Origin of the sequence: Pseudomonas sp. RIT623 (assembly GCF_004519305.1) — a bacterium.
In the GTDB taxonomy this organism is placed as follows: domain Bacteria; phylum Pseudomonadota; class Gammaproteobacteria; order Pseudomonadales; family Pseudomonadaceae; genus Aquipseudomonas.
Genome location: NZ_SOZA01000010.1, coordinates 120,869 through 147,525, shown reverse-complemented (window position 1 = coordinate 147,525; position 26,657 = coordinate 120,869). Strand labels below are relative to the sequence as shown.

General features: G+C 65.2%; 26 protein-coding genes. 14 read left to right on the top strand and 12 right to left on the bottom strand.

All coding sequences use genetic code 11. The features are described 5' to 3' along the window. Positions 1-216: 216 nt before the first annotated feature. Both metE and E3U47_RS10100 read left to right on the top strand, forming a co-directional pair. Entirely contained in the window at positions 217-2,520 is a 2,304-nt protein-coding gene (metE, locus tag E3U47_RS10105) for a 5-methyltetrahydropteroyltriglutamate--homocysteine S-methyltransferase (RefSeq protein WP_134691263.1), read from the top strand. Between the two features lie 139 nt (positions 2,521-2,659). After that, positions 2,660-3,184 (top strand): histidine phosphatase family protein, encoded by a 525-nt coding sequence (locus tag E3U47_RS10100; protein WP_134691261.1) that lies wholly within the window; start codon positions 2,660-2,662, stop codon positions 3,182-3,184. Between the two features lie 63 nt (positions 3,185-3,247). Here the strand turns inward: E3U47_RS10100 and E3U47_RS10095 are convergent, their stop codons facing one another. Beyond that, complete coding sequence (locus tag E3U47_RS10095; protein ID WP_134691259.1) at positions 3,248-4,204, bottom strand: arsenic resistance protein; 957 nt, start codon at positions 4,202-4,204, stop codon at positions 3,248-3,250. Between the two features lie 76 nt (positions 4,205-4,280). Between E3U47_RS10095 and E3U47_RS10090 the strand changes: the two genes are divergently transcribed. Together E3U47_RS10090 and E3U47_RS10085 are read left to right on the top strand one after the other, a co-directional pair. After that, entirely contained in the window at positions 4,281-4,988 is a 708-nt protein-coding gene (locus E3U47_RS10090; RefSeq protein ID WP_134691257.1) for an SDR family oxidoreductase, read from the top strand. 1 nt (position 4,989) lies between these two features. Further along, positions 4,990-5,532 (top strand): nucleotidyltransferase family protein, encoded by a 543-nt coding sequence (locus E3U47_RS10085; RefSeq protein ID WP_256660258.1) that lies wholly within the window; start codon positions 4,990-4,992, stop codon positions 5,530-5,532. 84 nt (positions 5,533-5,616) lie between these two features. Here E3U47_RS10085 and E3U47_RS10080 read toward each other — a convergent pair whose 3' ends face one another. The 5 genes from E3U47_RS10080 to E3U47_RS10060 form a co-directional block, all read right to left on the bottom strand. Further along, on the bottom strand, positions 5,617-6,795 hold the full coding sequence (locus E3U47_RS10080) for an acetyl-CoA C-acetyltransferase (protein WP_134691253.1): 1,179 nt from the start codon (positions 6,793-6,795) through the stop codon (positions 5,617-5,619). Positions 6,796-7,091: 296 nt separating this feature from the next. Then, positions 7,092-8,210: an agmatine/peptidylarginine deiminase gene (locus E3U47_RS10075; protein ID WP_134691251.1), complete on the bottom strand. Its 1,119-nt coding sequence runs from the start codon at positions 8,208-8,210 to the stop codon at positions 7,092-7,094. A 4-nt stretch (positions 8,211-8,214) separates the two neighbouring features. Further along, positions 8,215-9,309 carry an extracellular solute-binding protein gene (locus E3U47_RS10070; RefSeq protein WP_134691249.1) on the bottom strand — a complete coding sequence of 365 codons (1,095 nt, stop codon included), beginning with the start codon at positions 9,307-9,309 and terminating at the stop codon, positions 8,215-8,217. Positions 9,310-9,312: 3 nt separating this feature from the next. Beyond that, positions 9,313-10,209: an N-carbamoylputrescine amidase gene (gene aguB, locus E3U47_RS10065; RefSeq protein ID WP_134691247.1), complete on the bottom strand. Its 897-nt coding sequence runs from the start codon at positions 10,207-10,209 to the stop codon at positions 9,313-9,315. Next, positions 10,206-11,255 carry an agmatine/peptidylarginine deiminase gene (locus tag E3U47_RS10060; RefSeq protein ID WP_134691245.1) on the bottom strand — a complete coding sequence of 350 codons (1,050 nt, stop codon included), beginning with the start codon at positions 11,253-11,255 and terminating at the stop codon, positions 10,206-10,208. Before E3U47_RS10060 ends, aguB begins: the two co-directional genes overlap by 4 nt. Before the next feature lie 134 nt (positions 11,256-11,389). Between E3U47_RS10060 and E3U47_RS10055 the strand changes: the two genes are divergently transcribed. The 4 genes from E3U47_RS10055 (at position 11,390) to E3U47_RS10040 (ending at position 15,441) form a co-directional block, all read left to right on the top strand. Then, complete coding sequence (locus tag E3U47_RS10055; RefSeq protein WP_134691243.1) at positions 11,390-12,262, top strand: LysR family transcriptional regulator; 873 nt, start codon at positions 11,390-11,392, stop codon at positions 12,260-12,262. Positions 12,263-12,382: 120 nt separating this feature from the next. Further along, positions 12,383-13,582, top strand: a complete 1,200-nt coding sequence (fabV, locus tag E3U47_RS10050; protein WP_134691241.1) for an enoyl-ACP reductase FabV — start codon at positions 12,383-12,385, stop codon at positions 13,580-13,582. A 166-nt stretch (positions 13,583-13,748) separates the two neighbouring features. Further along, on the top strand, positions 13,749-14,435 hold the full coding sequence (locus E3U47_RS10045) for a GNAT family N-acetyltransferase (protein WP_134691239.1): 687 nt from the start codon (positions 13,749-13,751) through the stop codon (positions 14,433-14,435). 97 nt (positions 14,436-14,532) lie between these two features. After that, the gene (locus E3U47_RS10040; protein WP_134691237.1) at positions 14,533-15,441 is read left to right on the top strand and encodes an alpha/beta fold hydrolase; all 909 of its coding nucleotides are present in this window, start codon (positions 14,533-14,535) and stop codon (positions 15,439-15,441) included. Between the two features lie 36 nt (positions 15,442-15,477). Here the strand turns inward: E3U47_RS10040 and E3U47_RS10035 are convergent, their stop codons facing one another. From E3U47_RS10035 to E3U47_RS10015, 5 genes are all read right to left on the bottom strand, one after another. Then, positions 15,478-15,819 (bottom strand): HopJ type III effector protein, encoded by a 342-nt coding sequence (locus tag E3U47_RS10035; RefSeq protein WP_134691235.1) that lies wholly within the window; start codon positions 15,817-15,819, stop codon positions 15,478-15,480. After that, on the bottom strand, positions 15,812-16,108 hold the full coding sequence (locus E3U47_RS10030) for a DUF1244 domain-containing protein (protein WP_050706872.1): 297 nt from the start codon (positions 16,106-16,108) through the stop codon (positions 15,812-15,814). Before E3U47_RS10030 ends, E3U47_RS10035 begins: the two co-directional genes overlap by 8 nt. An 11-nt stretch (positions 16,109-16,119) precedes the next feature. Continuing rightward, entirely contained in the window at positions 16,120-16,812 is a 693-nt protein-coding gene (folM, locus tag E3U47_RS10025) for a dihydromonapterin reductase (RefSeq protein ID WP_134691233.1), read from the bottom strand. A gap of 76 nt (positions 16,813-16,888) precedes the next feature. Beyond that, positions 16,889-17,458, bottom strand: a complete 570-nt coding sequence (locus E3U47_RS10020) for an antibiotic biosynthesis monooxygenase (protein ID WP_134691231.1) — start codon at positions 17,456-17,458, stop codon at positions 16,889-16,891. A gap of 148 nt (positions 17,459-17,606) precedes the next feature. Then, entirely contained in the window at positions 17,607-18,230 is a 624-nt protein-coding gene (locus E3U47_RS10015) for a hypothetical protein (protein WP_134691229.1), read from the bottom strand. 194 nt (positions 18,231-18,424) lie between these two features. On the opposite strand from E3U47_RS10015, the gene E3U47_RS10010 reads away from it, so the two are divergent. Next, a complete protein-coding gene (locus E3U47_RS10010) occupies positions 18,425-18,880 on the top strand; it encodes a flavodoxin (protein ID WP_134691227.1) in 456 nt (151 codons plus the stop codon). 50 nt (positions 18,881-18,930) lie between these two features. Here E3U47_RS10010 and E3U47_RS10005 read toward each other — a convergent pair whose 3' ends face one another. After that, complete coding sequence (locus tag E3U47_RS10005; protein ID WP_134691225.1) at positions 18,931-19,818, bottom strand: LysR family transcriptional regulator; 888 nt, start codon at positions 19,816-19,818, stop codon at positions 18,931-18,933. A 100-nt stretch (positions 19,819-19,918) separates the two neighbouring features. Between E3U47_RS10005 and E3U47_RS10000 the strand changes: the two genes are divergently transcribed. The 5 genes from E3U47_RS10000 to E3U47_RS09980 all read left to right on the top strand — a co-directional run bounded on the left by E3U47_RS10000 (position 19,919) and on the right by E3U47_RS09980 (position 26,635). Next, positions 19,919-20,305 (top strand): CidA/LrgA family protein, encoded by a 387-nt coding sequence (locus E3U47_RS10000; protein ID WP_134691223.1) that lies wholly within the window; start codon positions 19,919-19,921, stop codon positions 20,303-20,305. Continuing rightward, positions 20,295-20,981 carry an LrgB family protein gene (locus E3U47_RS09995; protein ID WP_134691221.1) on the top strand — a complete coding sequence of 229 codons (687 nt, stop codon included), beginning with the start codon at positions 20,295-20,297 and terminating at the stop codon, positions 20,979-20,981. The genes E3U47_RS10000 and E3U47_RS09995 overlap by 11 nt, the downstream gene beginning before the upstream one ends. A gap of 172 nt (positions 20,982-21,153) precedes the next feature. Continuing rightward, a complete protein-coding gene (locus E3U47_RS09990) occupies positions 21,154-22,059 on the top strand; it encodes an alpha/beta fold hydrolase (RefSeq protein ID WP_134691273.1) in 906 nt (301 codons plus the stop codon). Between the two features lie 116 nt (positions 22,060-22,175). Then, the gene (locus E3U47_RS09985) at positions 22,176-23,090 is read left to right on the top strand and encodes an SDR family oxidoreductase (protein ID WP_134691219.1); all 915 of its coding nucleotides are present in this window, start codon (positions 22,176-22,178) and stop codon (positions 23,088-23,090) included. A 392-nt stretch (positions 23,091-23,482) separates the two neighbouring features. Continuing rightward, positions 23,483-26,635: a DUF6543 domain-containing protein gene (locus E3U47_RS09980; RefSeq protein WP_134691217.1), complete on the top strand. Its 3,153-nt coding sequence runs from the start codon at positions 23,483-23,485 to the stop codon at positions 26,633-26,635. Positions 26,636-26,657: the final 22 nt, after the last annotated feature.

The following is a 26,657-nucleotide window of genomic DNA, read 5'->3' as shown; positions in this document are numbered from 1 at the left end:
CACAGGCAGGTAGGAGCGGCCTTGTGTCGCGAAAGGGGCGCAAAGCGCCCCCAGCGGTCTTTGCATCAACACAGAAACCCCGGGGCTACCCTTTCGCGATACAACATTCTAATCATGAACAAATCTTGAGTTCATCTCAAATTTTATGAGTTTGTCTCACGTTGTTGCGCCGCGCAGAATCCCCTCATTCACATTCAAGGTTCGAGGGACGACGACATGGCACTGGCACACAACCTGGGGTTTCCGCGCATCGGTCGCGATCGTGAGCTGAAGAAAGCCCAGGAGGCCTTCTGGAAGGGCGAACTGGATGAAGCCGGCCTACGCGCCGTGGGCCGTGGCCTGCGTGCCGCCCACTGGCAGGCGCAGAAGGCCGCCGGCATCGAGCTGCTGCCGGTGGGCGATTTCGCCTGGTACGACCAGGTGCTCACCCACTCGCTGACCTTCGGCGTGATCCCGGAGCGCTTCCGTGCCAAGGACGGTGCCAAACCGACCCTGCAAACCTTGTTCGCCATGGCCCGAGGCACCGTGGCGACGGACCGAAGTGACAGCTGCTGCGGCGGTGCCCACGCCCAGGAGATGACCAAGTGGTTCGACACCAACTACCACTACCTGGTCCCCGAGTTCAGCGCCGACCAGCAGTTCGCCCTGAGCTGGGAGCAATTGTTCGAAGAGGTCGAGCAAGCCCAGGCCCTGGGCCACGCGGTCAAGCCGGTGCTGATCGGCCCGCTGACCTACCTGTGGCTGGGCAAGACCAAGGGCGCCGAGTTCGACAAGCTCGAGCTGCTCGAGCGCCTGCTGCCGTTGTATGACCAGATCCTCAACCGCCTGGCTGGCCAAGGCGTGGAATGGGTGCAGATCGACGAGCCGATCCTCGCCCTCGACCTGCCGCAGGACTGGAAGAACGCTTACGAGCGGGTCTACAACATCCTTCAGCGCGCGCCGCTGAAGAAGCTGGTCGCCACCTATTTCGGCGGCCTGGAAGACAACCTGGGCCTGGCCGCCAACCTGCCGGTGGATGGCCTGCACATCGACCTGGTGCGCGCCCCGGAGCAGTACCCGGCGATCCTCGACCGCCTGCCGGCCTACAAGGTGCTGTCGTTGGGCCTGGTCAACGGCCGCAACGTCTGGCGCTGCGATCTGGACAAGGCGCTGGAGGTGTTGCGCCACGCGCATGAACGCCTGGGTGAGCGCCTGTGGGTGGCGCCGTCGTGCTCGCTGTTGCACAGCCCGGTGGACCTGGCCCGTGAAGACCAGCTCGATGACGAACTGAAAAGCTGGCTGGCGTTCGCCGTGCAGAAGTGCCAGGAAGTGGCGTTGCTGGCCAAGGCGATCGACCAGCCCGAGGCCGACGATGTGCGCGCCGCCCTGGCGCAGAGCCGCGCCGTGCAGCACAGTCGCGCCACCTCGCCACGGATTCACAAGCCGGCGGTGCAGGCCCGGGTCGCCGCGATCAAGCCAGCCGACAGCCAGCGTGCCGCCGCTTTCGGGCAGCGCATCGCCAAGCAGCGCGCCGGGCTGAACCTGCCGGCCTTTCCAACCACCACCATCGGCTCGTTCCCACAGACCTCGGCGATACGCCTGGCGCGCCAGGCGTTCAAGCAGGGCAAGCTGACCGAGGCCGACTATGTCGAGGCCATGCACAGCGAGATCCGCCATGCGGTGGAAATCCAGGAAAACCTCGGCCTGGATGTGCTGGTGCACGGCGAGGCCGAGCGCAACGACATGGTCGAGTACTTCGCCGAGCAACTGGACGGCTATGCCTTCACCCGCTTCGGCTGGGTGCAGAGCTACGGTTCGCGCTGCGTCAAGCCGGCGGTGATCTTCGGTGACTTGAGCCGCCCGCAGGCCATGACCGTGGCCTGGATCAAATACGCCCAGGGCCTGACCCACAAGGTAATGAAGGGCATGCTGACGGGCCCGGTGACCATGCTGATGTGGTCGTTCCCGCGCGAGGACGTGACGCGCGAGGTGCAGGCGCGCCAGCTGGCGCTGGCGCTGCGCGACGAGGTGGTCGACCTGGAGGCGGCGGGCATCAGGATCGTGCAGATCGACGAGGCGGCCTTGCGCGAAGGCCTGCCGCTGCGCCGCGGTGCCTGGCAGCATTACCTGGCGTGGGCCACCGAGGCCTTCCGCCTGTGCGCCTCGGGTGTGCGCGACGAGACGCAGATCCACACCCACATGTGCTACAGCGAGTTCAACGATGTGATCGAGTCGATCGCGGCGATGGATGCCGACGTGATCACCATCGAGACCTCGCGTTCGGACATGGAGCTGCTGGAGGCGTTCGAGAAGTTCGACTACCCGAACGAGATCGGGCCGGGGGTGTACGACATTCACTCGCCGCGGGTGCCGGCCAAGGAGGAGATGGTCAAGCTGCTGCGCAAGGCGGCCCAGCGGATCCCGGCCGAACGGCTGTGGGTGAACCCGGACTGCGGCTTGAAGACCCGTGGCTGGGCGGAAACCGAGGCGGCCTTGGTGAACATGGTGGCCGCCGCCCGCGAACTGCGCGCCACGGCTTGAGGCCTGGCTGACCCATTCGCCGGCAAGCCGGCTCCTACAGGCATGACGCCTTCTCGTAGGAGCCGGCTTGCCGGCGAACGGTTCTGCGCGGCGGGTACTTGATTTAGAGTGGCCTGAACAACTGCCCGGAAAGCCCTCGATGAAGCCGCTGCACCTCACCTTGATCTGCCACGCCCGCACCGAGGCTCAGCGGGTGGGGCGCTTTGCACTCGACGACGATCAGTTGCGCGAGCCGCCGTCGCTTTTGACCGGCCTGCCCACCGCTGCCCGCTATCTCACGGCACCTGAGTTACGTACCCGGCAGACCGCGCAGGGCCTGAACGCGACTGTCGACGAAGGCCTGCGCGATTGCGCGCTGGGCACCTGGAAAGGCCGACCACTCAAGCAACTGGACGAGCGCGAGCTGCAGGCCTGGTTGGCCGACCCGCAGGCCACGCCCCATGGCGGTGAATCGATTGCCGCCCTGTGCCAGCGTGTCGCGTGTTGGATGGACAGCGCCCTGGGCGAGGGGGAATGGGTCGCTGTCACCCATCCCTTCGTCATCCGCGCCGCCATGCTGCATGCGCTGGGGGCGCCTTTAGAGTCTTTCCAGCGCATCGATGTGCCGCCGCTGGCGCGTGTGTGCTTCAGCCATTACGGCCAATGGCGGCTGCAACTGGGCTGACGCGATCCCCTGTAGGAGCGGCCTTGTGTCGCGATAGGGGCGCGCAGCGGCCCCAGTGCTTGCCTAGCGTCGCACCAGCGCCGGCACGGCGCGCACATAGATCAACTCACTCACCAGTTCCACCAATGTCTGGGTAATCACCGCCGCCGCCGCTAGCGTGCGGATCGACTCCGGCAACGCCAACGCCAGCGGCAGCACCACCAGCGAATTGCGCGTGGCGGCACTGAAGGTCACGGCCCGGGCCTCGCCTGTGGACAACTTCACCAGCCGCGCCGCGACCACCCCAAGCAGCGGCGCCAGCAGTGCGAAGCCGACATACACCGGCAGCACCGGCAACAGGTCGTCCAGGCGCCTGGCCACCACGCCGATCTGCGAACCGATCACCGCGACCAGCACCAGCGCCATGGCCGGCACCGGCAGCCAGGCCCAGGCGTCATTCCACTTCGCCACCCGCGCCGAGCGCCGCGCGCCGGCACTGGTGGCGACCGCCAGCAACAGCGGCAGCATGATCAGCAGCACGAAGGCTTCGATGAACGGCGCCACGGAAATCTCGACATCAGCAGCGCCACCGAGCATCAGCGCCAGGTACAACGGCAGCAATGCCAGTTGCACCAGCAGCAGCACCGGCGTGGCGGCCAGGGTCAGGCGCGAGTCGCCCTTGCCGATATGGGTGAACACCACCACGTAGTCGATGCACGGCGTCAGCAGTACCAGCAAGGCACCGACCAGCACCGCCGGATGATCGACCAGCCCGCGGGTAATGGCCCATACCAGCACTGGCACCAGCACGAAGTTGGCCAGCAGCAGCGCGCCCATGAATCGCCGGTTGCCCAGGCCCGCGCGCAGGTCGAGGAAGGGGATCTGCAGGAACATCGCGTACATCAGCACGGCGATGGCAGGTGTCACCAGCGCCTCCAGCGGTTGGCCAACGCTGGGTGCAAGCAGGCCGATGGCGGCGGCGAGCACCACGGCGATCAAGTAAAGGGGGATCTGATGGCGTTCGAGTTGATCTCTGTCCACGGATGGCTCGGTTTTTCCGACTGAATTACTAGGTGGGGCAGGGTACTATCTGGCGCAGTCCATAGGGAGTGATTCGATGCGAATTCTAGTGGTGGGTGCGAGCAAGGGATTGGGCAAGGCATTGGTCGAGGGCCTGGGTGACGCAGGCGATACGCTGATCGGCGTGTCGCGTACCCGGCCGGCGTCGTTGCCGGGCGCGCTGCACTGGATCGAGGCTGACCTCGGCCAGCCGCGCCAGGCCGCGGCGATGATCCATGAGGCGGTGGCGGACGGTGGGCTGGACGTGCTGGTGTACAACGTCGGCATCTGGGAGGCGCGGGCCTTCGAGGAGGACTATAGCTTCCTCGACGATGACGATGGGCAGATCGAGCGCATGGTCGGCACCAACATCACCGCGCCGCTGCTGTTGATCAAGCGCCTGCTGCCGCTACTGCTCGAGAGCGAACGGCCACGGATCATCCTCACCGGCTCCACATCGGGGGTGCCAGGCAGTGGTCGCCCAGAAGTCACCTTTGGCGCCAGCAAGTTCGGCCTGCGCGGCATTGCCGAGACACTGCGTGAAGGCTTCCGCGACCAAGGCCTGGGCGTGAGTTGCCTGAACCTCGGCTACCTGAATACCGAAGATGGACTGGACGTGCCCTTGGCGCAAGCCGAACAGCGCGGCGAGGGGACGCTGATCCCGCTGCACGACGTGGTCCAGGTGTGCCGGATGATGCTGAGCCTGTCGACTGCCAGCTACGTGCGCGACATCACCTTGCCCGCGCTGCGTGATGAGCGTTTCTGAGGTGAACTTCGAACGACAGGTGCAGACCCTTGTCTGCAATGACCCCGTGCGCTGGCCGCTGCTAGCGCTGGTGCGCGATCTTGGCGTGGCGGATGCCTGGATCGGCGCGGGTTTCGTGCGCAATGCCGTGTGGGACCATCTGCATGGGCGGGCCATGACCGCGCCGCAAGGGGATGTGGATGTGCTGTGGTTCGATCCGGCGCGCATGGATCGGGCCGAGGACCTGCGGCTGGAGGCGCAGTTGCAGGCCTGGGCGCCGGAGGTGTTGTGGTCGGTGAAGAACCAGGCGCGCATGCACCTGCGTCACGGGCAGGCGCCTTATGCCTCGACCGGCGATGCCATGCGCTACTGGGCGGAAGTCGCCACGGCGGTGGCGGTGCGGCGCACCGCCGATGACCAGTGCGAGGTGCTGGCACCGCTGGGGCTGGACGATCTGTTCGGCCTGCGGCTGCGTTCCACGCCGGGCAAGGCCGAGGCGATGGCCGCGCGGGCGCGGGAGAAGGGCTGGTTGCAGCGCTGGCCAAGGTTGCGCTTGCTCGGTTGACAAGCCCGGCAGGGGAACCTGCCGGGCTTGGCGTGTGGCCGCGACTGAGCAGGCAGATCGCCCGCAGGTCGAGCCTGGGGGCGATCAGCGCTCGATGGCCAGCGCCACGCCCTGGCCGCCACCGATGCACAGGGTTGCCAGGCCCTTCTTGGCATCGCGCTTGATCATCTCGTGCAGCAGGGTCACCAGTACCCGGCAGCCCGACGCGCCGATCGGGTGGCCCAGGGCGATGGCACCGCCATTGACGTTGACCTTCGCCGCATCCCACTCCAGCTGCTTGCCCACCGCCAGTGCCTGGGCGGCAAAGGCTTCGTTGGCTTCGATCAGGTCCAGGTCGGCGAGCTGCCAGCCGGCCTTGGCCAGGCAACGCTGGGTCGCCGACACCGGGCCGATGCCCATGACTGCCGGGTCCACGCCAGCGCTGGCGTAGCTGGCGATCTTCGCCAGCACCGGCAGGCCCAGGGCCTTGGCCTTGCTGGCGCTCATCAGCAGCACCGCGGCGGCGCCGTCGTTGAGGCTGGAGGCGTTGCCGGCGGTGACACTGCCGTCTTTCTTGAACGCGGCGCGCAGCTTGCCCAAGGATTCGGCGCTGGTGCCGGGGCGCGGTTGCTCATCGGTGTCGAATACCAGCGGCTCGCCTTTCTTTTGTGGGATGTGGATCGGGGTGATCTCATCCTTGAAGCGCCCGGCCTCGATGGCGGCCACCGCCTTGCGCTGCGACTCGGCGGCGAAGGCGTCCTGCTGTTCGCGGGTGAGGCTGTACTTGTTCACCAGGTTCTCGGCGGTGATGCCCATGTGGTAGTCGTTGAAGGCATCCCACAGGCCGTCGCTGATCATGCTGTCGACCAGCTGGCCGTGGCCCATGCGCTGGCCGGTGCGCGCCGAGGGCATCACGTAGGGGGCCAGGCTCATGCTCTCCTGGCCGCCGGCGATCACCACCTCGGCGTCGCCGCAGCGGATGGCCTGGGCGGCCAGGTGCAGGGCTTTCAGGCCCGAGCCGCAGACCTTGTTCAAGGTCAGGGCCGGGACTTCGTAGGGCAGGCCGGCCTTGACCGCGGCCTGGCGGGCGGGGTTCTGCCCGGCACCGGCGGTGAGCACCTGGCCGAGGATCACTTCGTCGACCAGGGCCGGGTCCAGCTGGGTCTGGGCCAGCAGCTGGCGGATCACCGCGGCGCCCAGCTCGACGGCGGACACATTGGCCAGCGCCCCCTGGAAGCTACCGATGGCAGTGCGGGTGGCGGCGACGATGACGACTTCGTTCATTGTTGTTCTCCGAATACGGGCGTGATTGGCACAGCATCGGTGCTGGGCGCTTATTTGGGAAGTTTGTTTTTCTTTGCCATTGATCCGAATTTCAAATGAATGAACGGCGGCAGGCCACGCCTTCCTGCCATGCGCTGGTGCTGAAGAGTGTGAGGTTTAGGGAGCCGGTGGTGCCTGGGTGGCGGCGCTCGCCTGAGGATCGGTGAAACCGGGGTCGCTCCTACAGGCGACCGCAATCCTCTGTAGGAGCGGCCTTGTGCCGCGAAAGGGCTGCAACGCAGCCCCTGTATTTGCAATCACACCGCCGGGCACTGGTTGGTCACGCAGTGAATCCCACCCCCACCCGCCGCAATCGCATCGATATCCAGCTGCACCACCTTGCGCCCCGGATACAACTGCACCAGCAACGCCCGGGCCTTGTCGTCGGCACTGCGATCGCCAAACTGCGGCGCGATCACCGCGCCATTGATCACGAAGTAGTTGATGTACCCCGCAGCGAAGTCCGGGTTGCCCTTGCTGAATTTGTTGCGGCGCGGTTTCAACGGCGGCGACATCGTATGCACCTGCAGCTTGCGCCCATCGGCATCGGTGGCGTTGCGCAGGATCTCGAGGTGTTTGAGTGTCACCTCGTGGTCGTAGGAGTCCGGATCGTTGTCCAGGTTCGCCACCACCACGCCGGGCGCGGCAAAGCGGGCATAGAAGTCCACGTGGGCATCAGTGATGTCCTTGCCCTTGATGCCCGGCAGCCAGATGATCTTGCGCAGGCCCAGTCGTTCCTTGAGTTCCTCCTCGACCTGGGCCTTGCTCCAGCTGGGGTTGCGGTTGCTGTTGATCCAACTGCTCTCGGTCATGATCCCAGTGCCATGGCCATCCACCTCGATGCCGCCACCTTCGCCCACCAGCTCGCTGCGCTGGTACTGGGCGCCGGCCAGCTTGGCGACGCGGGTGGCCAATTTGGCGTCGTGACGGTGCTGCTGCTTGCCGCCCCAGCCGTTGAAGTTGAAGTCCACCGCGCCCAGCGCGCCATCGTCGTCGACTACGAAGTTGGCGCCGATGTCGCGCATCCAGATGTCGTCCAGCTCGGTTTCGACATAGGTGATGTTGTGGCTGCCGCATTCCTCCTCGGCAATGTCGCGTTCGCTGGCGCGGCAGAACACTGTCACCGGCTGGTAGACGGCAATGGCCCGGGCGATACGGCCAAGGGCGGCCTGGACGTCTTCGGTGAAGTCCTCCCAGATGGCGTCCTGGGCGCCGAAGGCGATATAGGCGCACTGCTGTTTTTCACCCTCGTCGGGCATGAACCAGCGGCCCGCCTCGGCGGCGCGGGCGCTGCCCAGGGGCAGGCCGAAGCTGGCGGCGGCGCTTACGCCGGCGACCACGCTCAGCTGTTGAAGGAAGGTGCGGCGAGTGGGCATGGGGTCAGTCCTGTGCGGTCTTGAAACGGGTCCAGACACGCATGCGCGCGCGCATGTCGGCCTGGGGGATGTCCTTGCCCGGGATCAAGCGGGTGAAGGTGGCATCGCTGAGGTAGATGTCCGGGTTGTCACGCAGGCGCGCGTCCACCTGCGAGCGGGCCTTGGCACTGGCAGTGGGGTAGCCGGTGAAGTTGCTGATCGCGGCCATGTTCTCCGGGCGCATGACGAAGTTGATGAAACGATAGGCGTACTCCGGGTGCTTGGCATCGGCGGGGATGGCCATGGTGTCCATCCACACCGTGGTGCCTTCGCGAGGCACGCGGTACTGGAAGTCGATGGCCTTGCCCGCGGCTTCGGCGGTGCGCTGGGCCTGGATCACGTCGCCGCTGTAGCCCAGCGACAGGCAGGTGTTGCCATTGACCAGCTCGGTGACCGGTTGCGACTGCAGCTTGCGCACGTACGGACGGATGCCCTTGAGCAGCTCGCTGGCGGCGGTCAGGTCTTCACGTTTGGCGCTGCGCGGTTCACGCCCCAGGTAGTGAAGCACCACGGCCAGCACTTCGTCGGGCGAGTCGATCATCGAGATGCCGCAGTCGGCGAACTTGGCCGCCAGCTCCGGTTTGAACAGCAGGTCGAGGCTGTCGAGCGGGGCGTCGGGCATGCGCTCGCGGATCTTCTTCGCGTCCATGGTCAGGCCGATGGTGCCCCAGGTGTAAGGCACGGTGGCTTGGCTGGCCTTGGGGTACTGGTCGTGCAGCTTGCGCAGGCTGGGGTCGATATCGTCCAGCGCGGTCAACTGGCTGCGGTCCAGCGGCTGCAGGCTGCCGGCGCGCATCAGCCGCTCGGCCACGGTGTCGCCAGGGAAGACCAGGTCGTAGCCGCTGCGCCCGGACATCAGCTTGGCCTCGAGCACCTCACTGCCGTCCATGACGTCGTAGATCACCGGGATGCCGGTTTCGGCGGTGAAGCGCTTGAGGGTGTCCTCGGCAAAATAGTCGGCCCAGTTGTACAGACGCAGGGCGTCCTGTTCGGCCTGGGCAACACTGGCGCAGGCCAGCAGGGCGGCGATGGCGAGCAGTTTCGATGGACAGCTTGGCATGGTTCAGGCCCTCGCGGTCTGTGGGGTACGGCCGTCAAGGGTCAGCAGCGGCGCATACATGTCGGGGCGGCGGTCGCGGTAGATGCCCCAGCTCAGGCGATCTTCGCGCATCTGCGCCAGGTCCAGGTCGTGCAGCCAGACGCCGCTGTTGTCACGGTCGGCCTCTTGCAGCATCGCGCCCTTGTGGTCGCAGATGAACGACGAGCCGTAGAAGCGCATGCTCAGGCTGTCATCGCTGCGCGCCACTTCATGGCCGACGCGGTTGGCGGCCACCACTGGCAGCAGGTTGGCGGCGGCATGGCCGCGCATGGCCATCTGCCAATGGTCGCGTGAATCCAGTTCGGCGGCGCCAGGTTCCGAGCCGATGGCAGTGGGGAACAGCAGCACTTCGGCGCCCATCAGCGCCAGGCAGCGGGCGGTCTCGGGGAACCACTGGTCCCAGCAGATGCCGATGCCCAGGCGCCCGAAGGCGGTGTCCCAGACCTTGAAGCCGGTGTCGCCGGGGCTGAAGTATTCCTTTTCCTGGTAGCCGATGGCGTTGGGGATGTGGGTCTTGCGGTACACGCCCAGCAGGCGCCCGTCGGCATCGGCCACGCTCAGCGAGTTGAAGAAGGCGTTGCCGGCCCGTTCATACCAGCTAAGCGGCAGGACCACGCCCAGTTCCTTGGCCAGTGCGGCGAAGCGCTTGAGCAGCGGGCTATCGTGGTAGTCCTGGGCCAGGGCCTGGTGGCTGTGGCACTGCTCGATGCAGAAGTACGGGGTGGCGAACAGCTCCTGCAACAGGATCACCTGGGCACCCTTGGCCGCGGCCTGGCGCACCAGTTGTTCGGCGTGGTCGAGGTTGGCGGGTAGGTCCCAGCTACAGGCCATCTGCGTGGTGGCGATGCGCAGCGTGCTCATGGGCGCGCTCCCTGCCAGGCCGGCTGCTGCTGGGTGATGCAGTGGATGCCGCCACCGCCGTGGGCGATATGGTCGATGCGCACCGGTACCACTTCGCGACCGGGGAAGGCCAGGGCCAGTTGCTGCGCGGCGGCCTGGTCGGCGTCGATGCCGTAGGCCGGCATGATCACCGCGCCGTTGGCCAGGTAGAAGTTGGTGTACGAAGCGCAGAACACCTCTGCTTCGGTGTCCACGGCCGCCGTGGCCTCGAACAGGTCGAGCAGTTCGAACGAGCGGCCCTGGGCATCGGTGGCAAGCTCAAGAGCACGGCGGTTCTCGCGGGCCACTTCGGCATACACCGAGCCCTGGTCGTGGGTGGCGTCGACCAGCAGCACGCCGGGGCGGGCGAAGGCGCACACGCCATCGACATGGCCGTCGGTCATGTCGCCGGTGACGTACTGCGGGTCGCCCGGCAGCCAGATGGTCTTGCGGATGCCCAGCAGGCGGGCGAAGCAATCCTCGAAGTCAGCCTTGCTCAGGCCCGGGTTGCGGTTGGAGTTGAGCAGCACCGATTCGGTGGTGACCAGGGTGCCTTCGCCGTCGACATGGATGGCGCCGCCTTCGTTGCACAGCGCAGTGCTCAGGCCTTCCAGGCCAAGGTGATCGAGGATGCGCCGGGCCAGGCTGCGGTCCTTGCCGTGCTCGGACTTGCCGCCCCAGGCGTTGAAACGCCAGCTCAGGCCGGCCACGCCGTGTTGCGGGTGGGTCAGGAAGGTCGGGCCGCTGTCGCGGCACCAGCTGTCGTCCACGTCCAGCTCGACCAGTTCGATACCGGCGCCGCACAGTTCGCGGGCGATGGCCATGGCCGAGGGATCGACCACCATTTTCACCGGCTCGAAGCGGGCGATGGCGGCCGCCACCCGGGCGTAGTCGCGCTGTACATCGGCCAGGGTCACGCCCCAGCCCGACTCCCACAGCGGCTGGTTGTGCGGCCAGATCATCCAGGTGGCGGCGTGGCGGGCCCATTCGGCAGGCATGTGCCAGCCGCTGTCGTGGGACAGGGTCATAGTGAACTCCGATCTATTAGGGATTTTTATCAACGAAGCCCGCCGTCGCGGGTGTTGAGGCCAATGTTATGGCTGGCAGGCTGGTGCGACAAACGATAGATTTAGCGCACTTCTGATCAGCAAGGCTTATCAGCATGCTCAAGTATTGGCCCCCACTCAACGCCCTGCGTGGCTTCGAAGCCGCCGCCCGCCTGGGTAGTTTCCACAAGGCCGCCGAGGCCCTGAACCTTACCCAGTCGGCAATCAGCCAGCAGATCCGCAGCCTGGAAAGCTACCTGGAGCAGCCGCTGTTCCATCGCAGCGGGCGCAGTGTCAGCCTCACCGACGCTGGGCACGATCTGCTCAGTACCACCCAGGCCATGCTGCAGCAGTTGGCGGTGGGTATTCGTCGGCTCGACCAGTACCGCAAGCCCAACCAGCTGGTGGTCAACACCACCCCGGCGTTCGCCCGTCACTGGCTGCTGCCGCGCCTGGGCGAATTTCACCAGCGCTGCCCGGAAGTGGACCTGTGGCTGTTCACCAGCTTCGAGGCGCCGGACATGGCCAGCGAGACCATCGACCTGGCGATCCGCGACGACATCGGCGCCCAGGCCGAATGCAGCTTCAGCGTGCTGCATCAGGACCTGCTGTACCCGGCCTGCCATCCGAACCTGCCCGAGCAAGGGCGCACCACCTTGCACGGCGAGCGGGAGATGGACTGGAGCCACTGGCAGCTGGAAGGCGGCGAGGATGTGGGCCAGCAGGGCAAAGGGCTGAATTTCTCCGACCCGGGTTTGCTGCTGGAGGCGGCGGGCGAGGGGCTGGGCATTGCCCTGGTCAGCCAGTTGCTGGCGCGGCGGCTGGTCGACGAAGGGCGCCTGCGGCCCTTGTCGGCACTACGCGTGCGTGGACCAGTATGGAGTTGCCTGGTGCATTGGGAAAGCCAGGAGGATCCGCTGGCGCGGCAGTTCCTGGCGTGGTTGCGCGAAGCCCTGCAGCCAGCGCCGCTCCTACAAAATGTTCGATGATTTTGAATCACCCCGTAATATGTGTCGGATATCCCACGAGGGTAGTCTCACCCTCTAGATCAAACGGCAGTACCCCGAATCCGGGCGCTGCCCCAGCCTAAACCTGACGAGGTACAGACATTGGCCATCATTCATCCCAAGGTTCGCGGTTTCATCTGCACCACGACTCACCCCAAGGGCTGCGAGCTCAACGTCCGTGACCAGATCGAAGCCACCCGCAAGCTGGGCGTGCGCGAGGATGGTCCGAAGAAAGTCCTGGTGATCGGCGCCTCCAGCGGCTACGGCCTGGCAGCGCGCATCACCGCGGCGTTCGGCTTCAAGGCCGACACCCTGGGCGTGTTCTTCGAAAAACCGGGCACCGAGACCAAGGCCGGCACCGCCGGCTGGTACAACGCCGCCGCCTTCGACAAGTTCGCCAAGGCCGAAGGCCTGTACAGCAAGTCGATCAACGGTGACGCTTTCTCCGACGAAGCCCGTGCCAAGGTCATCGAGCTGATCAAGAACGAAATGGGCGGCCAGGTCGACCTGGTCATCTACTCGCTGGCCTCGCCGGTGCGCAAGCTGCCGCAGACCGGTGAAGTGATCCGCTCGGCCCTGAAGCCGATCGGCCAGCCGTACAAGTCGACCGCCATCGACACCAACAAGGACACCATCATCGAGGCCAGCATCGAGCCGGCCACCGAGCAGGAAATCCAGGACACCGTCACCGTCATGGGCGGCCAGGACTGGGAGCTGTGGATCGACGCCCTTAACGCCGCCGGCGTGCTGGCGCCACAGGCCCGTACCGTGGCCTTCAGCTACATCGGCTCCGACATCACCTGGCCGATCTACTGGGACGGCGCCCTGGGCAAGGCCAAGCAGGACCTGGACGAAACCGCCCAGCGCCTGAGCAAGAAAGTCGGTGGCAGTGCCAACGTCGCGGTGCTCAAGTCGGTGGTTACCCAGGCCAGCTCGGCGATCCCGGTGATGCCGCTGTACCTGTCGATGGTGTTCAAGATCATGCAGGAGAAGGGTATCCACGAAGGTACCCAGCACCAGCTGGACCGCATGTTCCGTGAGCGCATGTACCGTGCGGACGGTGCGCCGGCGGCACTGGACGACGAAGGCCGCCTGCGTCTGGACGACTGGGAACTGCGCGATGACGTGCAGGACGCCTGCCGTGCGATGTGGCCTAAAGTGACCACCGAGAACCTGTTCGAGCTGACCGACTACGCCGGTTACAAGAAGCAGTTCCTCAACCTGTTCGGCTTCGAGCGCGCTGACGTCAACTACGACGAAGACGTGGCCACCGACGTACGGTTCGACTGCGTCGAGCTGTAAGCAAGTCCTTGACCGCGCAGCCGTTCATGACGGCTGCGCGGTTCCCGCCGACGACTTGTTAATATTCTGAAACAAATACCTCAATGGCCCTTTGCCATGGGCTGACCGCGCCTGATCTATACCCCAGCTATTGGCCTGGCAATTCCGCCGGGGCCGGGGAGGCAGCATGGGCGTTGTGCAAAAACTACAAGAACGAATCCGCCAGAAGGGCTTCAAGCGTACCTGCAAGACCTTGTTCGAACGTTTAGTGTTCTTCCACTGGGAGCTGCTGTGGATGGAACGCGACCTGGTCAGCCCGGTACCGCCCTACACCCTCAAGGAACATCCGCCGGTCAGCCTGGTGCAAATCACCACGGCCAATGCCGATGCCTTTGCCAGGCATTTCGGCGACCGCGTCGAAACCATGCGTGAGCTGGCCGCCGAGGGCCACACCGGACACATGTACCTGGACGAGCACGGCGATGCGGTGGCATTCATCTGGGCCAGCGTGGTGGATTACCACGACAAGCACTACTACGGTTGCACCTTCGCGGTGAAGCCGGGCGAGTTCTTCGAGTTCGGCGGCGAGATGACCCGGCGCTACTTTGGCAGCGAATTGTCGGTGACCGCCCAGGTCGAGCTGTGGACCGCCATGCGCGAAAAAGGCTGCCACAAGGTGGTGGACGTGGTGGAGACGCATAACGTGCCGGCGATGAAGCTGCACCTGCGCATGGGCTACCACGAGCAGGGGCGGGTGATGCACGTGTATGGGCTGTTCGGGCGCTGGAAGCTGTTCCGCGAGACCCGCTACGATGGCTCGCGCTTGGCGATGCTGCGCAAGCCAGGCGTGGCGCGGGCCTTGCCGACCACCTGAGCCTGCCCCGCGATTACAGGCAAGGTTTTTTTTGCTAGCGTTGGCGCACGACAACAGCCCGTCCGCCAGCCTGGCGCGACGCCGCAGGGAGCGCGCCATGAGCAGCCTCACCCAACCCGCCTGTGCCTTTCGTCATGTTGCCGCCGACGGCTACGGCCTCGGCGGTTTCCGTTGGCGCCACGCCCAGCCTGATCCCCAGCGTCAGCTGGTGATCATCAACGCCGCCACCTCGGTGCGCTGCCGTTATTACTCACGGTTTGCCGACTACCTGTTCGCCCAGGGCTTCGATGTGCTTACCTACGACTACCGTGGCATCGGCGAATCGCGCCCGCTCTCGTTGCGCGGGTTCAAGGCATCGTGGAGCGACTGGGGCCGCCTGGATTTCGAAGCGATGCTGCAACTGGCCGTCGTCGAACACCCCGGCCAGCCCGTGCATGTGGTCGGCCACAGCTTCGGTGGCTGGGCACTGGGCCTGGCGCCTTCAGCGGCGCAGGTGCGCCACGCGGTGCTGGTGGGCGCCCAGTTCGCCTATTGGCGCGACTATGCGCGGGAACAGCGCTGGCGGCTGGTCGGCAAATGGCATGTGCTGATGCCGCTGCTGACCCGGCTGTTTGGCTATTTCCCCGGCAAGCGCCTGGGCTGGCTGGAGGACACCCCGGCGGGCGTGGTGAGTGACTGGAGCGCGCCCACCCCGCGCTACGAGCAGCGGCCCAGTGGGCGTCTACTGTCGGCGGCGCCATTTGCCCAGGTGCAGGCGGCGACCCTGGCCATTAGCCTGACTGACGATCCGTTTGGCACGGTGGCGGCAACTGAGCGTTTGTTGGGGTATCTGCAAGCGGGCGAGCGGCGGCATCTGCGGGTGGCGCCTGTGGATATCTCGGTGGGGGAGATCGGGCATTTCGCGTTCTTTCACGATCGGTTTCGTGAAAGTCTGTGGCCGATTGCGCTGGACTGGTTGCAGAGGGGGCGTCTTGCGGCTGAAACACCCGGCCAGCTCATCAGTTGATGTCCGGTTGGGGCCGCACAGCGGCCCCACCTGCTATCAGCCCAGGCGCGCAAGTGGCTGGGCGGTGAACTTCACCCCGGCCAGCCCATGCTTGATCAGCGCCCGGATATTGCCATGGTCGCTGCCCTCGGGCGTTGCTAGCACGCTACGGTAGTGCTCGCCGAAGGCCAGCAGCGCCTCCTGGTCGCTCAACCCTTCGAGCAGCGCCAGGCCCAGGGTCTTGCATGAGCCTTCGTTCTGCCCGGCGGCGTTGTGCACGTCGCCATTGTCGAAGGCCTGGGGCTGGTAGCTGTAGTTCGCGGCGATAAAGGCCAGGGTATCGGCAAAAACGTGTTCGCCGCTGGCGAGGCCATTGCGCAGGGTGGTCAGGTCAGTCACGGGGTTTTCCTTGTTCGAACGCCGCCTGTTGTTCGGCGCTGGCTTCTTTCTGGTGCTGGGCTTTCCACTCGGCATAGGGCATGCCGTACACCTGCTCACGGGCATCGTCCAGGCTCAGCTCGATCTGGCGATCGTCGGCGGCGGCCTTGAGCCACTTGGACAGGCAGTTGCGGCAGAAGCCGGAGAGGTTCATCAGGTCGATGTTCTGCACGTCGGTGCGCTTTTGCAGGTGGTCGACCAGGCGCCGGAACGCGGCGGCTTCGAGTTCGAGCTGTTGTTGCGGGGTCATGGGCAGGCCTCTCAGGTCATGCGGTTCTTCAGATGGCGGCCACCGTTGATGACCAGCTGGCTGCCGGTGCTGTACTGGCTTTCGAGCAGGAACAGCACGGCATCGATCAGCGGGCGGGCGCCGGGTTCGAATTCGAGCAGGGCTTTTTTCAGCGTCTGCTGGCGGTACTGTTCGTCGCCGCCTTCCTTGAGGATCAGCAGGCCGGGCAGGATACCGTTGACGCGCACCCTGGGCGCGTACTTTTCGGCGAACGACAGCACCATGTTCTGCAGCGCGGCCTTGGTCGCGGCGTAGCCGATATGGCTCTTGCTGCCACGGGACGAGGTTTCGTCGCAGATGTGGATGATGTCGGCCTTGTCGACCTTGTTCAACAGCTCGCCCAGGGCCAGGTTGAGGTGGTAGGGCGCCTCGACGTGCAGGCGGAACATGGTCTCGAGGTTGTCCAGGCCGTCGTCGAGCCACAACGAGGCGTTGTGAATGATCGCGCGCAGGCCGTCGTATTCACGTTGCAGGTGGTCGATCAGGGCCTGGCGGTCTTCGGCGCGGGTGAGGTCGGCCTGGAACTGGCGGATGTTCGGGTGGGCCACCTGCGCCAGCTGGGTCCGGCTGGCATTGACCACCGTATGGCCGGCCTGGGCCAGCTCCAGGGCCAGGGCCAGGCCGACGCGCTGGCTGGCGCCGGTGATGAGGATTGGGCTGTTCATGTTCGGGCGGTCTGTTCGTCTGTGCGTGCGTGATGCCCCAGCATACCCGAACTCAACCGCCTTGCGAGCCTTGGCCTCAGCGGCTGCGCAGGCCCTGCGGGCGCTCGTCGACGGTGCGCGGCGCGGCGTTCAGCCAAGGGGCCAGCAGGCGGGTGGACAGCGGGATGAACAGGTAGACCATCAGCGGTGTCAGGGCCAGGGTGCTGAGCAGCACACGGGGCACCAGGTCGAGCGGCGCCAGCCAGTGGCCGAACAACAAGTTGAACAGCAAGGACACCGGGAAGAACGCCAGCCAGATGGCCGTGGCCTGCTTCCAGCGTGGCGGTTTTTGCACCGGATTGGTGCCAAACCAGTCGTCGATACCGCTGACGCGCCTCTCTTTGGGGCGCTCGAACAGGCCGTCGCCGCGTTGCAGCCAGGCGCGACGGGAGGCGGAGTGCTCCCAGGCGTGCAGGGTCTGTTCGTTGGTGAAGCGGAAGATGATCTGGAACTCATCGCCCTCGGCCGGTGGCGCGAGGATGCCCGAGCCGAGATAGCCGGGGAAGTCGGTGGCCAGTTGCTCGCCTTCGTGCAGCCAGGCCAGCAGGTCCTGGTAGCGGCCATGGGCGGCGCGGCGCGACACCATCAGGGTGACGGGGGTAGACATCGTGTATCTCCTGGCGACGGGGCTGGCGGGTAGCCGGCCCCTTGGCGTGCGGCCCGGGGTGGTGGGCGGCGCAGGCATGCATGCAAGAATCGGGCGCGGATTATCGCCGATCGATCATGACCGGTCAGTTTCAACTGCCAGGTGGTCGTCAGAGTACGCTGGGGGCCTGGGCGTGCAGCTCGGGGTGGGCTTGGCGGTGGGCTTGGAGAATGTACTCGCGCAGGCGCTCGACCTCTTCGGCCGGGGTCTGGGTCAGGTCGTAGGCGGCTAGCCGCGGGCCGATGCGTCGGCGCAAGGTGCCGTGCAGGCCGATGGGCGGGATGTCCTCGGCGGCGAAGCGCAGGTCGAATTGCGCAGGCGGCTTGGCGCCGCCGCGCACTTCCAGCAGCACGCCCTTGAAGGAAATGTCGCGTACCCACAGGTCGCTGGCCTGGCCGTGGTCGTCCAGCAGCGCCGCCGGCTGCTCCAGCGACAGGCGCCAGGGCCGCAGCATCGGGCCGTCTTCGTAGATGTCTGGCGAGCCCAGTTGCAGGTGCAAGGCGTGGAATTCGTCCTCGACCAGTTGCAGGGGGAAGCTCAGTTGCTGGTTGTTGAAGCTGGCCTGCAGCGTCACCTGCTCGTTGGCCACCAGGCGGGTGAGCAAGTCCTTGAGACGACGGTCGCCGTTGACCAGCAGGCTCGACATCGGGTCGGCCAGGTTCAGCTGGGGCGAATGCTGCATGTCCTGGATGAAATCCAGCTCGTCCTGGGAGAGGAGGGCGTCTGCTTGCATGGTCGAACTCGAAGGGGCGATCGATAAGGGCGATTTCTTCACGGCGGTGGACACTGGCCAATACGCTTCGTTCCGGCCATTCGTCGGCGGGCAATGCATCCGGACGAATGCCTGTGACTTTGGCCGTAGGCGGCCTTTTGCCACTGTCGAGTGCTAGTATCCTACGTTTTCACTCAGTTTCGGAATCCCGCTCGATGAAAGTCGCCATTATTTCCGGTTCGGTGTATGGCACCGCCGAAGAAGTCGCTCGCCATGCCGAATCCTTGCTCAAGGCCGCGGGCCTCGAGGCCTGGCACGCCGCCCGCGCCACCCTGCAGGATATCGAGGGTTTTGCCCCGGACGCCTTGTTGGCGGTGACCTCGACCACGGGCATGGGTGAATTGCCCGACAGCCTGATGCCGCTGTACAGCACCATTCGCGACGTGCTGCCGGCCGCTTGGCGCGGGTTGCCGGGGGCGGTGATCGGCTTGGGCGATTCCAGCTATGGCGACACCTACTGCGGCGGCGGCGAGCAGATGCGCGAACTGTTTGCCGAGCTGGGGGTGCGCGAGGTGCTGCCGATGCTGCGCCTGGACGCCAGCGAGACCGTGACCCCGGAGACCGATGCCGAGCCGTGGCTGGGCGAATTGGTGGCGACGCTCAAGGGCTGAGGTCGGTACCCGCGCCCATCGCGTTGCCAGGTTCGCCGGCAAGCCGGCTCCTACAGGGATGGGCGTGTTTCAGCCAAGAGCGCCAGCCACGCCTGCGCCGCCCGTGACAGGTAGGCCCCGCGCCGCCAGATGAAGGCGATGTCCCAGCGCAGGTAATCCGGCGCCCGCAGCGGCAGGCGCACCACCCCGGGGCGCTCCAGCGCGCGGGCGACGATGGCCGGCAGCAGCACCACGCCTTGCCCGGCCGCCACTAGCGCTGCGAGAAAGTCCGCCTGGCCACTGCGCCCGCCTTCCTTGGGCGTGAACCCCACCTGTTGGCAGGCGCTGAGCAAGCGGTCATTGAGCACGAAGCTACGCTGATAGAGCAAAAACGGCGTGTCGGCCAGTTGCGCCAGCGCCACCTCTGCTTGGCCGGCCAGGGCATGCGCCGCCGGCAGCAAAACCTCCAGTGGCTCGTTGCAAAATGGCTGGTAGTCGAACGCTGGGTCGCTCGGGGTCAGGCTGCCACCGAGCTCAAGCTCGCCGCTTTTCACCGCCTGCTCGACCATCCGGCTGCCACCTTCGAGCAACTGGATCGAGATGTTCGGGTAGCGGCGCCGATACTCGGCGAACAAACCGGCGAACAGGGCGTCACTGCCCAGCAGCGGCAGGCCCAGGCGCAGTTCGCCACGGGCTAGGTGGCTAAGGTCATCCAGCTCGTTGAGCAGTTCCTGGCGCTGGCGCAGCAAGGCTTCGCCGCGCTCCACGACGATCCGCCCGGCGGCGGTCAGGTGCAGTTGCGAGCCCTGGCGCTCCAGCAAGGGGTAGCCGATGTCCTGTTCCAGCTGGGCCACCTGCTTGCTCACTGCCGACTGGCTGATATGCAGGGCGCCCGCCGCCTGGGTGAAGCCGCCGCGATGAACGACCTCGATGAAGCTGCGCAGTTGTTTGAATTCCATGGGCTGGATTCCGTTTTGGAATGGCTTCCAGTCTAACAATTCGCTTCTGGCCTGGGAGGTCGACTTTTACAATGGGCACGTTGTCGAGGAACCCCCGCCCATGAATCCTGCATTACTGAAGAAAACCCTGCGCCTGCTCGCTGAGCTGGTGGCGCTGTTGGCGCTGTTCCTGATCGGCGGCCAACTCGCCGCCTGGCTTGGCTGGCCAATCCCCGGTGGCGTGATGGGCCTGGCGCTGTTGCTGCTGCTGTTCGCCAGCGGCGTGCTCAAGCCGGCCATGCTGCAACTCGGTGCCGGTTGGCTGATGGCCGAGATGCTGCTGTTCTTCATCCCCGCGCTGATGAGCCTGCTCGATTATGGCAGCCTGTTGCGTAGCGAAGGCTGGCGCATCCTGCTGGTGATCGCCGTGAGCACCTTGCTGGTGATGGTGGTCACCGCTGTGACCGTCGAGCTGGTGTGCCGCTGGAGCTTGCGTCATGAGCCTTGAACCGATGCCGTTGTTCTGGCTGGCGCTGACCCTGGCCGCTTATCTTGGCAGCCGCTGGCTTTACCGGCGCAGCGGGCGCTACCTGCTGTCGCCGTTGATCCTGGTACCGGCGCTGCTGTTGGCGGTGGCGGTGCCGCTGCATACCGCCTACGCCGAATACGCCCGCAACACTCACTGGCTGATGGGCGTACTGGGCCCGGTGACAGTAGCCTTCGCCGTGCCGATCTGGCAGCAGCGGGCATTGCTGGCGCGGCATTGGCCGGCGCTGCTGGTGGGCATGCTGGCTGGCAGCGTGGTGTCGATCGGCAGTTCCTGGGCCCTGGCCCACCTGCTGGCGCTGGACGAGGCGGTCAGCCTGTCGCTGGTGCCGCGCTCGATCACCACGCCGTTCGCCATGCCGGTGGCGCAGGACCTGGGCGGCGTGCCGGAACTGACCGCCGTGTTCGTGATGTTCACCGGTGTGCTCGGGGCGATGTTCGGCGGCATCCTGCTGCGCTGGCTGCCGCTGCGCACGCCGCTGGCGCGGGGTGCGCTGTTTGGTGTGGGCGCCCACGGCGCGGGCGTCAGTCGGGCGCGGGAGGTCGGCCGTGAGGAGGGCTCGGTGGCCGGGCTGGTGATGGTCCTGACCGGGTTGCTCAACTTGTTCGCCGCGCCCCTGCTGGTGATGCTGCTCTGACCGTTCGTGCCACTGACTCGCTCGGTCATCAGGCTGGCTGCCAAGGCGACCTATCACCTTCGTATTGGCTTCTAGACTCAGCCTCGACATGAAGAGCACATGCATGTGCCGAGGTGCCAACCATGAACGCAACCTTGCCCTGTATCGAACACCACTGCGCGGGACGACCGTGATGCCACTGGCCGAGATTCCATTGTGCGTCTGGCGCACCCGCAGCCAAGGTTTCACCTTCCGCGGCCAGAGCATCCGTTACTGGACGGCAGGGCAGGGAGAGCCCCTGCTATTACTGCATGGTTTCCCCACCGCCAGTTGGGATTGGCACTATCTGTGGGGGCCGCTCACCCAGCGGTTTCGCGTGATCGCCTGCGACATGCTCGGTTTCGGCGATTCGGCGAAACCGGCCGACCACGACTACAGCCTGCTGGAGCAGGCCGACCTGCAGCAGGCGTTGCTGGCGCACCTGCGCATCGACCAGCCGGTGCATGTGCTGGCCCATGATTATGGCGGCAGCGTCGCCCAGGAACTGCTGGCGCGCCACTATGAACAACGCCTGGCCGTGGCCAGTTGCGTGTTCCTCAACAGCGGGCTGTTCCCCGAAAGCTGCCGGGTGCTGCTGATCCAGAAACTGCTGCTCAGCCGCGTCGGCTGGCTGGTGGGGCGCTCGTTCGGCCGCGACGACCTGGTGCGCAACGTCACCCAGGTCTATGGCCCCTGCACCCACCCCAGCGAAAGCGCGCTGGACGACTACTGGAGCCTGATCGCCTCGAACCGTGGCCCGCGCATCCTGCACAAGCTGATCGCCTTCCTGCCCGAGCGCCGCGCGCAGCGCGAGCGCTGGGTGGCGGCGATGCAGGGCGGGGGCGTGCCGCTGCGTTTCATCAATGGCGCGGTCGACCCGCTGTCCGGGGCGCACATGGTCGAGCGCTACCGCCAGGTGGTGCCAGCCCCGGATACCGTGCTGCTGCAGGGCATCGGCCATTACCCGCATACCGAGGCGCCGGTGCAGGTGCTGCGGCACTACCTGGCCTTTCGTGAGCAACCCATGAGTTATGTGCCGCTGAAGGTCGCCTGGTCGTGAGCGGGTGATCATCGCCGGGCGTTATCGCCCGGCATTCGCCAGGGTGGGCTTGATTGCCCGGCCCGGGCGGCGGGCGGAGACTGTGCAGCATCCTTTCTGTGCCTGGAGCCTTGAGCATGAGCGAGCCGGTGAACCTGCAAGACCGAGTGGTGATCGTTACGGGGGCTGGCGGTGGCCTGGGCCGGGCCCATGCACTGCTGTTCGCCGCCCATGGGGCGCGGGTGGTGGTCAACGACCTGGGCGGCAGCACCCATGGCGAGGGCGCCAATGCCTCGGCGGCCGACCGCGTGGTGGAGGAAATCCGCGCCGCCGGCGGCACGGCGGTGGCCAACCACGATTCGGTCACCGACGGCGCGCGTATCGTCGAGCAGGCCCTGGACAGCTTCGGCCGGGTCGATGTGCTGGTGAACAATGCCGGCATCCTGCGCGACAAGACCTTCCACAAGATGGACGACAGCGACTGGGAGCTGGTCTACCGGGTGCATGTGGAGGGCGCCTACAAGGTCACCCATGCCGCCTGGCCGCACCTGCGCGAACAACATTGGGGGCGGGTGATCTTCACCTCGTCGACTTCGGGTATCTACGGCAACTTCGGCCAGGCCAACTATGGCATGGCCAAGCTCGGCCTGTATGGGTTGACCCGCACCCTGGCGATCGAGGGGCGCAAGTGCGGGGTGCTGGTCAATGCCATTGCCCCCACAGGTGGCACGCGCATGACCGAAGGCTTGATTGCGCCGCAGGTGTTCGAGCGGTTGCGCCCGGAGCTGATCAGCCCGCTGGTGGTGTATCTGGGCAGCGACCAGTGCCAGGACACGGGGGAGTTGTACGAGGTGGGCGGTGGCTGGGTCGGCAAGGTGCGCTGGGAGCGCAGCCAGGGCGTGGGCTTCGACCCGCGCGAAGGCTTCACCCCCGAGCAGGTGGCGGACAACTGGTCGCGAATCGGCGATTTCGACGGGGCGCAGCATCCGCAGGACAGCTTGCAGGCCATGCAGCAGATGATGGCGAACTTGCAGAAGTATCCGTTGGGTTGATGCATGCACGGCGCTGAACCCTGCGCCGATTTTGCGAATCCTGCACTAATAAAAAAGGCCGCTGCATCCGCAGCGGCCAATCGAGACGTTAGATCAAGGAGCTTCAAAATCAACGTCGGTGAACCTTGGTGGCTCGAAAGGCGGGGGGGAGAGCCCTTCGTGCCGAACCAACGAGGTAAGAATAGGCACATTGTTCTGCGGGAAAAATACCTGCTTTTGACATTCTCTGTTACATCAACCGTGATAATCCCCAAGGTTTTCCGCGTTCACCGACGCGTTGTTCGTGGTTCCTTCCTAGGGGAGTGTAGGTTCCTGCGCGAGCCTTTCCATCCGCTCTGGGTTTTCTGATTTCTGCACTGTGCAATTTCTTACATTGCATTGAGATAGAAGTCATGAGTTCACATTTCCCCCTTGCCGTCCCTTCTGCCGTTTCGCCGGTCGCTGATCAACAGGTGCTGAGTGCATTTATCGTCTTGACCCTGTTGCTACAGGCGCGAATGGCCCTGGCGCCGGGGCTGCCACCGCGTGATGCGCCTATTGACGAGCCCGCGCGCTGGCTGGATGACCAATGGCAGTCGGCCGCTGACCAGTGGTGGGGGCAGGAGTCTGCAGGGGTAGCTGAACAACTGCGAGCGTTGCTGACGCTGCAGGTACGTGCCCGCGCCCTGCGCCGGGGCGCCCCGAGAGCTGACATAGAGGCCTTGCTGCCGGATGCTGATCCGTCGGTCGCGTCTGTTTCTCTGGTGACAGACGCGGGTGAGGAGGTACCTGTGCCGGGCTTCCTCGCGCTGCGCCACAGCCAGTTCGATGATGAGGAACCGTTTATTCTCCATGGCGTGGGGGCGTCGGTCTGGTTCGATACGCTTCCACGCATGGCTTACTCGCTGCTCGCCTACCTGCGCACTGACGGTTGCTGGCAGCAGGCGCTCTCTGAGCAAGCGCGCGAGGTGTTAGCGCACGCTGATGCCGTCGAGCTGAGGTTGACGCCGTTGGCGGTGCCCCTCGAGACCTTCCTGGTCGACGCGATGCGCTGGTTGCAACGCCAGTTGGTCATCAAGGCCCTGGCGGCCGAGCAAACAGGTGAAGCCGCTGTGACCCTCGACGCCTGGTTCGAGCAATTGCAGGGGAGTGTGGTTGAGGTCATGGGCGCGTTGCGCACGGATCTGTCGCCGGATTGGTTGCGCAACCTGTCGCACGCCGAGGCCGAGCAGCTCGCGTCGCTCGAGCAAGCGGTGGGCGAGGCTGAGGCGCAGTTGGCCCAGCAATCGGGGACTGGCGATTTCCATGACTATGCCGGTCGTCGTATCGGCCTTTGGTTGACCGATCAAGGTTTTCCAGCGTTGGCAGCCGATGATGTGCAATTGCATATCAACCATGACTTCACCCCGGATGCGCCGCTCCAGGTGGTGTCACTGCTCGAGTGGGTCTGTGGTGGTGCCTACCACGGTGAGCGCTTGAGCGTGACGATCCAGCATGAGGAGTTGCGTGGTGCCCTGGGGCAGGGTGGCGTCTCGACGCTTGCCGATGAGCTGCAGCTACAACAGGGTTACGTCGAGCAGGTCGAGCAAGCCTATGCAAGCGATTGGATCAAGCACCTATTGGGCAAGGCGCTGCAGGCAAGGCTGCAACTTGCCTGGCAGGCCGCGGACTTCCAGGGCATCGACCGCCGGGCCATCGCCTTGTTCGAGCAGGCTATGCAGCCGTCCTATGCGGGCACGGTCAATGTGGCATGGTTGGCCATCAATGGTGAAATGCTGCTGACCGATCACCTGTATCTGTATAACGACGATATCCATGTGCTGTATGCACCGGGGTCGCCGGCGGGCGATGTCCAGGCGTTCAACTCTTGCGGGCAATTGAGTTTCGCACTGGGCGCACTGACCGCGACCCCGAATGGGCGCGACTACCTTGTCGAGCATGTCCAGCACGCCCAGCGCCCGGCGTTGACCCGGTATCTGCGGCAGATTGCCAGGCTGCCGCAAGAATGGTCCCACGAGACGATCACTGTGCATGCGCGAGACATTGAGGGTTGGGAGCAACTGCTCCAGCATTGGACGGACCTGAGGGTGCTGAAGATTGTCGACGATCTTGAACCCGTTCGACCGCCGGTGCGCGGCAAGCCGGACGAGGCCCTGCAACGACGCGTTGTGGATCTCGATCACGAACTGCGCGTGCTCATGACCGATTATCAGGTGGTTGCCGAGGTCCAGACCTTCATGGCCTATGCCCGTGACCAAGTCAGCGAGCGCATCAACCGCTACCCAGGCAACCCAGGCGGGTGGATCGATGCCGATACCGTGCTGGTCGAGTTGGAGGATGGCGTACGCCAGTCGTTGACCCACGTGGTGGCCACTGGATACCCGGCAGATTTCAACTTCAAGGATTTCGCCCGGATCTCTTCCAGCGTTGGCCAGGACTTGTCGCACTTGGATGTCCAGGCCATCGATGGCTACATCCGCGCCGCCAAGTTGGGTGAGGGCTACTGTGCCATGATTCGCCGCAGTTACCTCGACCCAGAGGGGGACGCTCAATCCAGGCCTTTGGCGCTGCACCGCCATATTACGGGCATGAAAATTCAACGGGATAGTCTGCTGGCGCTGCAGAGCGGGCGCCTTAGCAGCGCGCATGCCGGCTGGCTGACACCGGTCTGCATGCGTTTTCACCAGGGCAGCTTCGTTGAGGACTGCCGCCTGGCTGAGCTGAAAATCAATGGTGCCGGTGTGGTCGGTGGGTACCTGCTGCAATCGTCACAGGCCCAGGGCACATTGATCTATCTCAGCGATGGGCCGCAAGGCGGCTACCTGTACACGGTCGGTGATTTCGTCGAGCAATGGCGTGGCGACGCCATGCAGGAGTGGGTCTACGAACACGTCACGGTTGATGATGAACTGCTGATCCGCGAATTGAACGAGGATGTGCGCAATGATGACGTCGACGATGGCTCGGGCGAGACGGGGGACTTCAGAATCGTCCAGTCGTTGCAAGTGCTGTACAACATCCGCGACCTGTCGGTAGCCTTGCGCCAGCGCATCAAGCGCCTGTTGGCTGAGGCGCAACGTGACGCCTACAGTGCGGCGAGGCGCATTACCCAGGAAGTGTTGTGGCTGGTCGGCCTGGTGGCGGATGTCGTAGCCTTGGTTTTCCCGCCCGCGCGTGTCGTGTTGGGCTTCATCAAGGCTGGGGTCGGGTTCTACAATAGCCTCGTGGCGCTACGCGATGGCGACAAGACCGTGGCCCTGCTCGCGCTGCTCAAAGGCGTCGGCAACCTGCCAGGGCTCACCGACGTGCTGAAGGTCTACGGTAACCGGCTATTCGACCAAGGCAGCAAACTCTGGTCGTCCCTGTTCCCCGGGCCTTCATCCACGCTGAGTCTATGGCTCAAGCAGCAATACCAGACGCTCAAGACGATGTACGAGAAGCATGATGTGTTGCTGGATGCCGGACGCCTCCCGACCAAGCAGCTTTATGGTGAATTCAAGCAAGAGCTGAAGTGGTTCACGCAATTGTCTGTTAACCGGCAGCACCAGGTGCGCCTCATGCATTGAAGTGAGGTACGAGCAGCGGTAA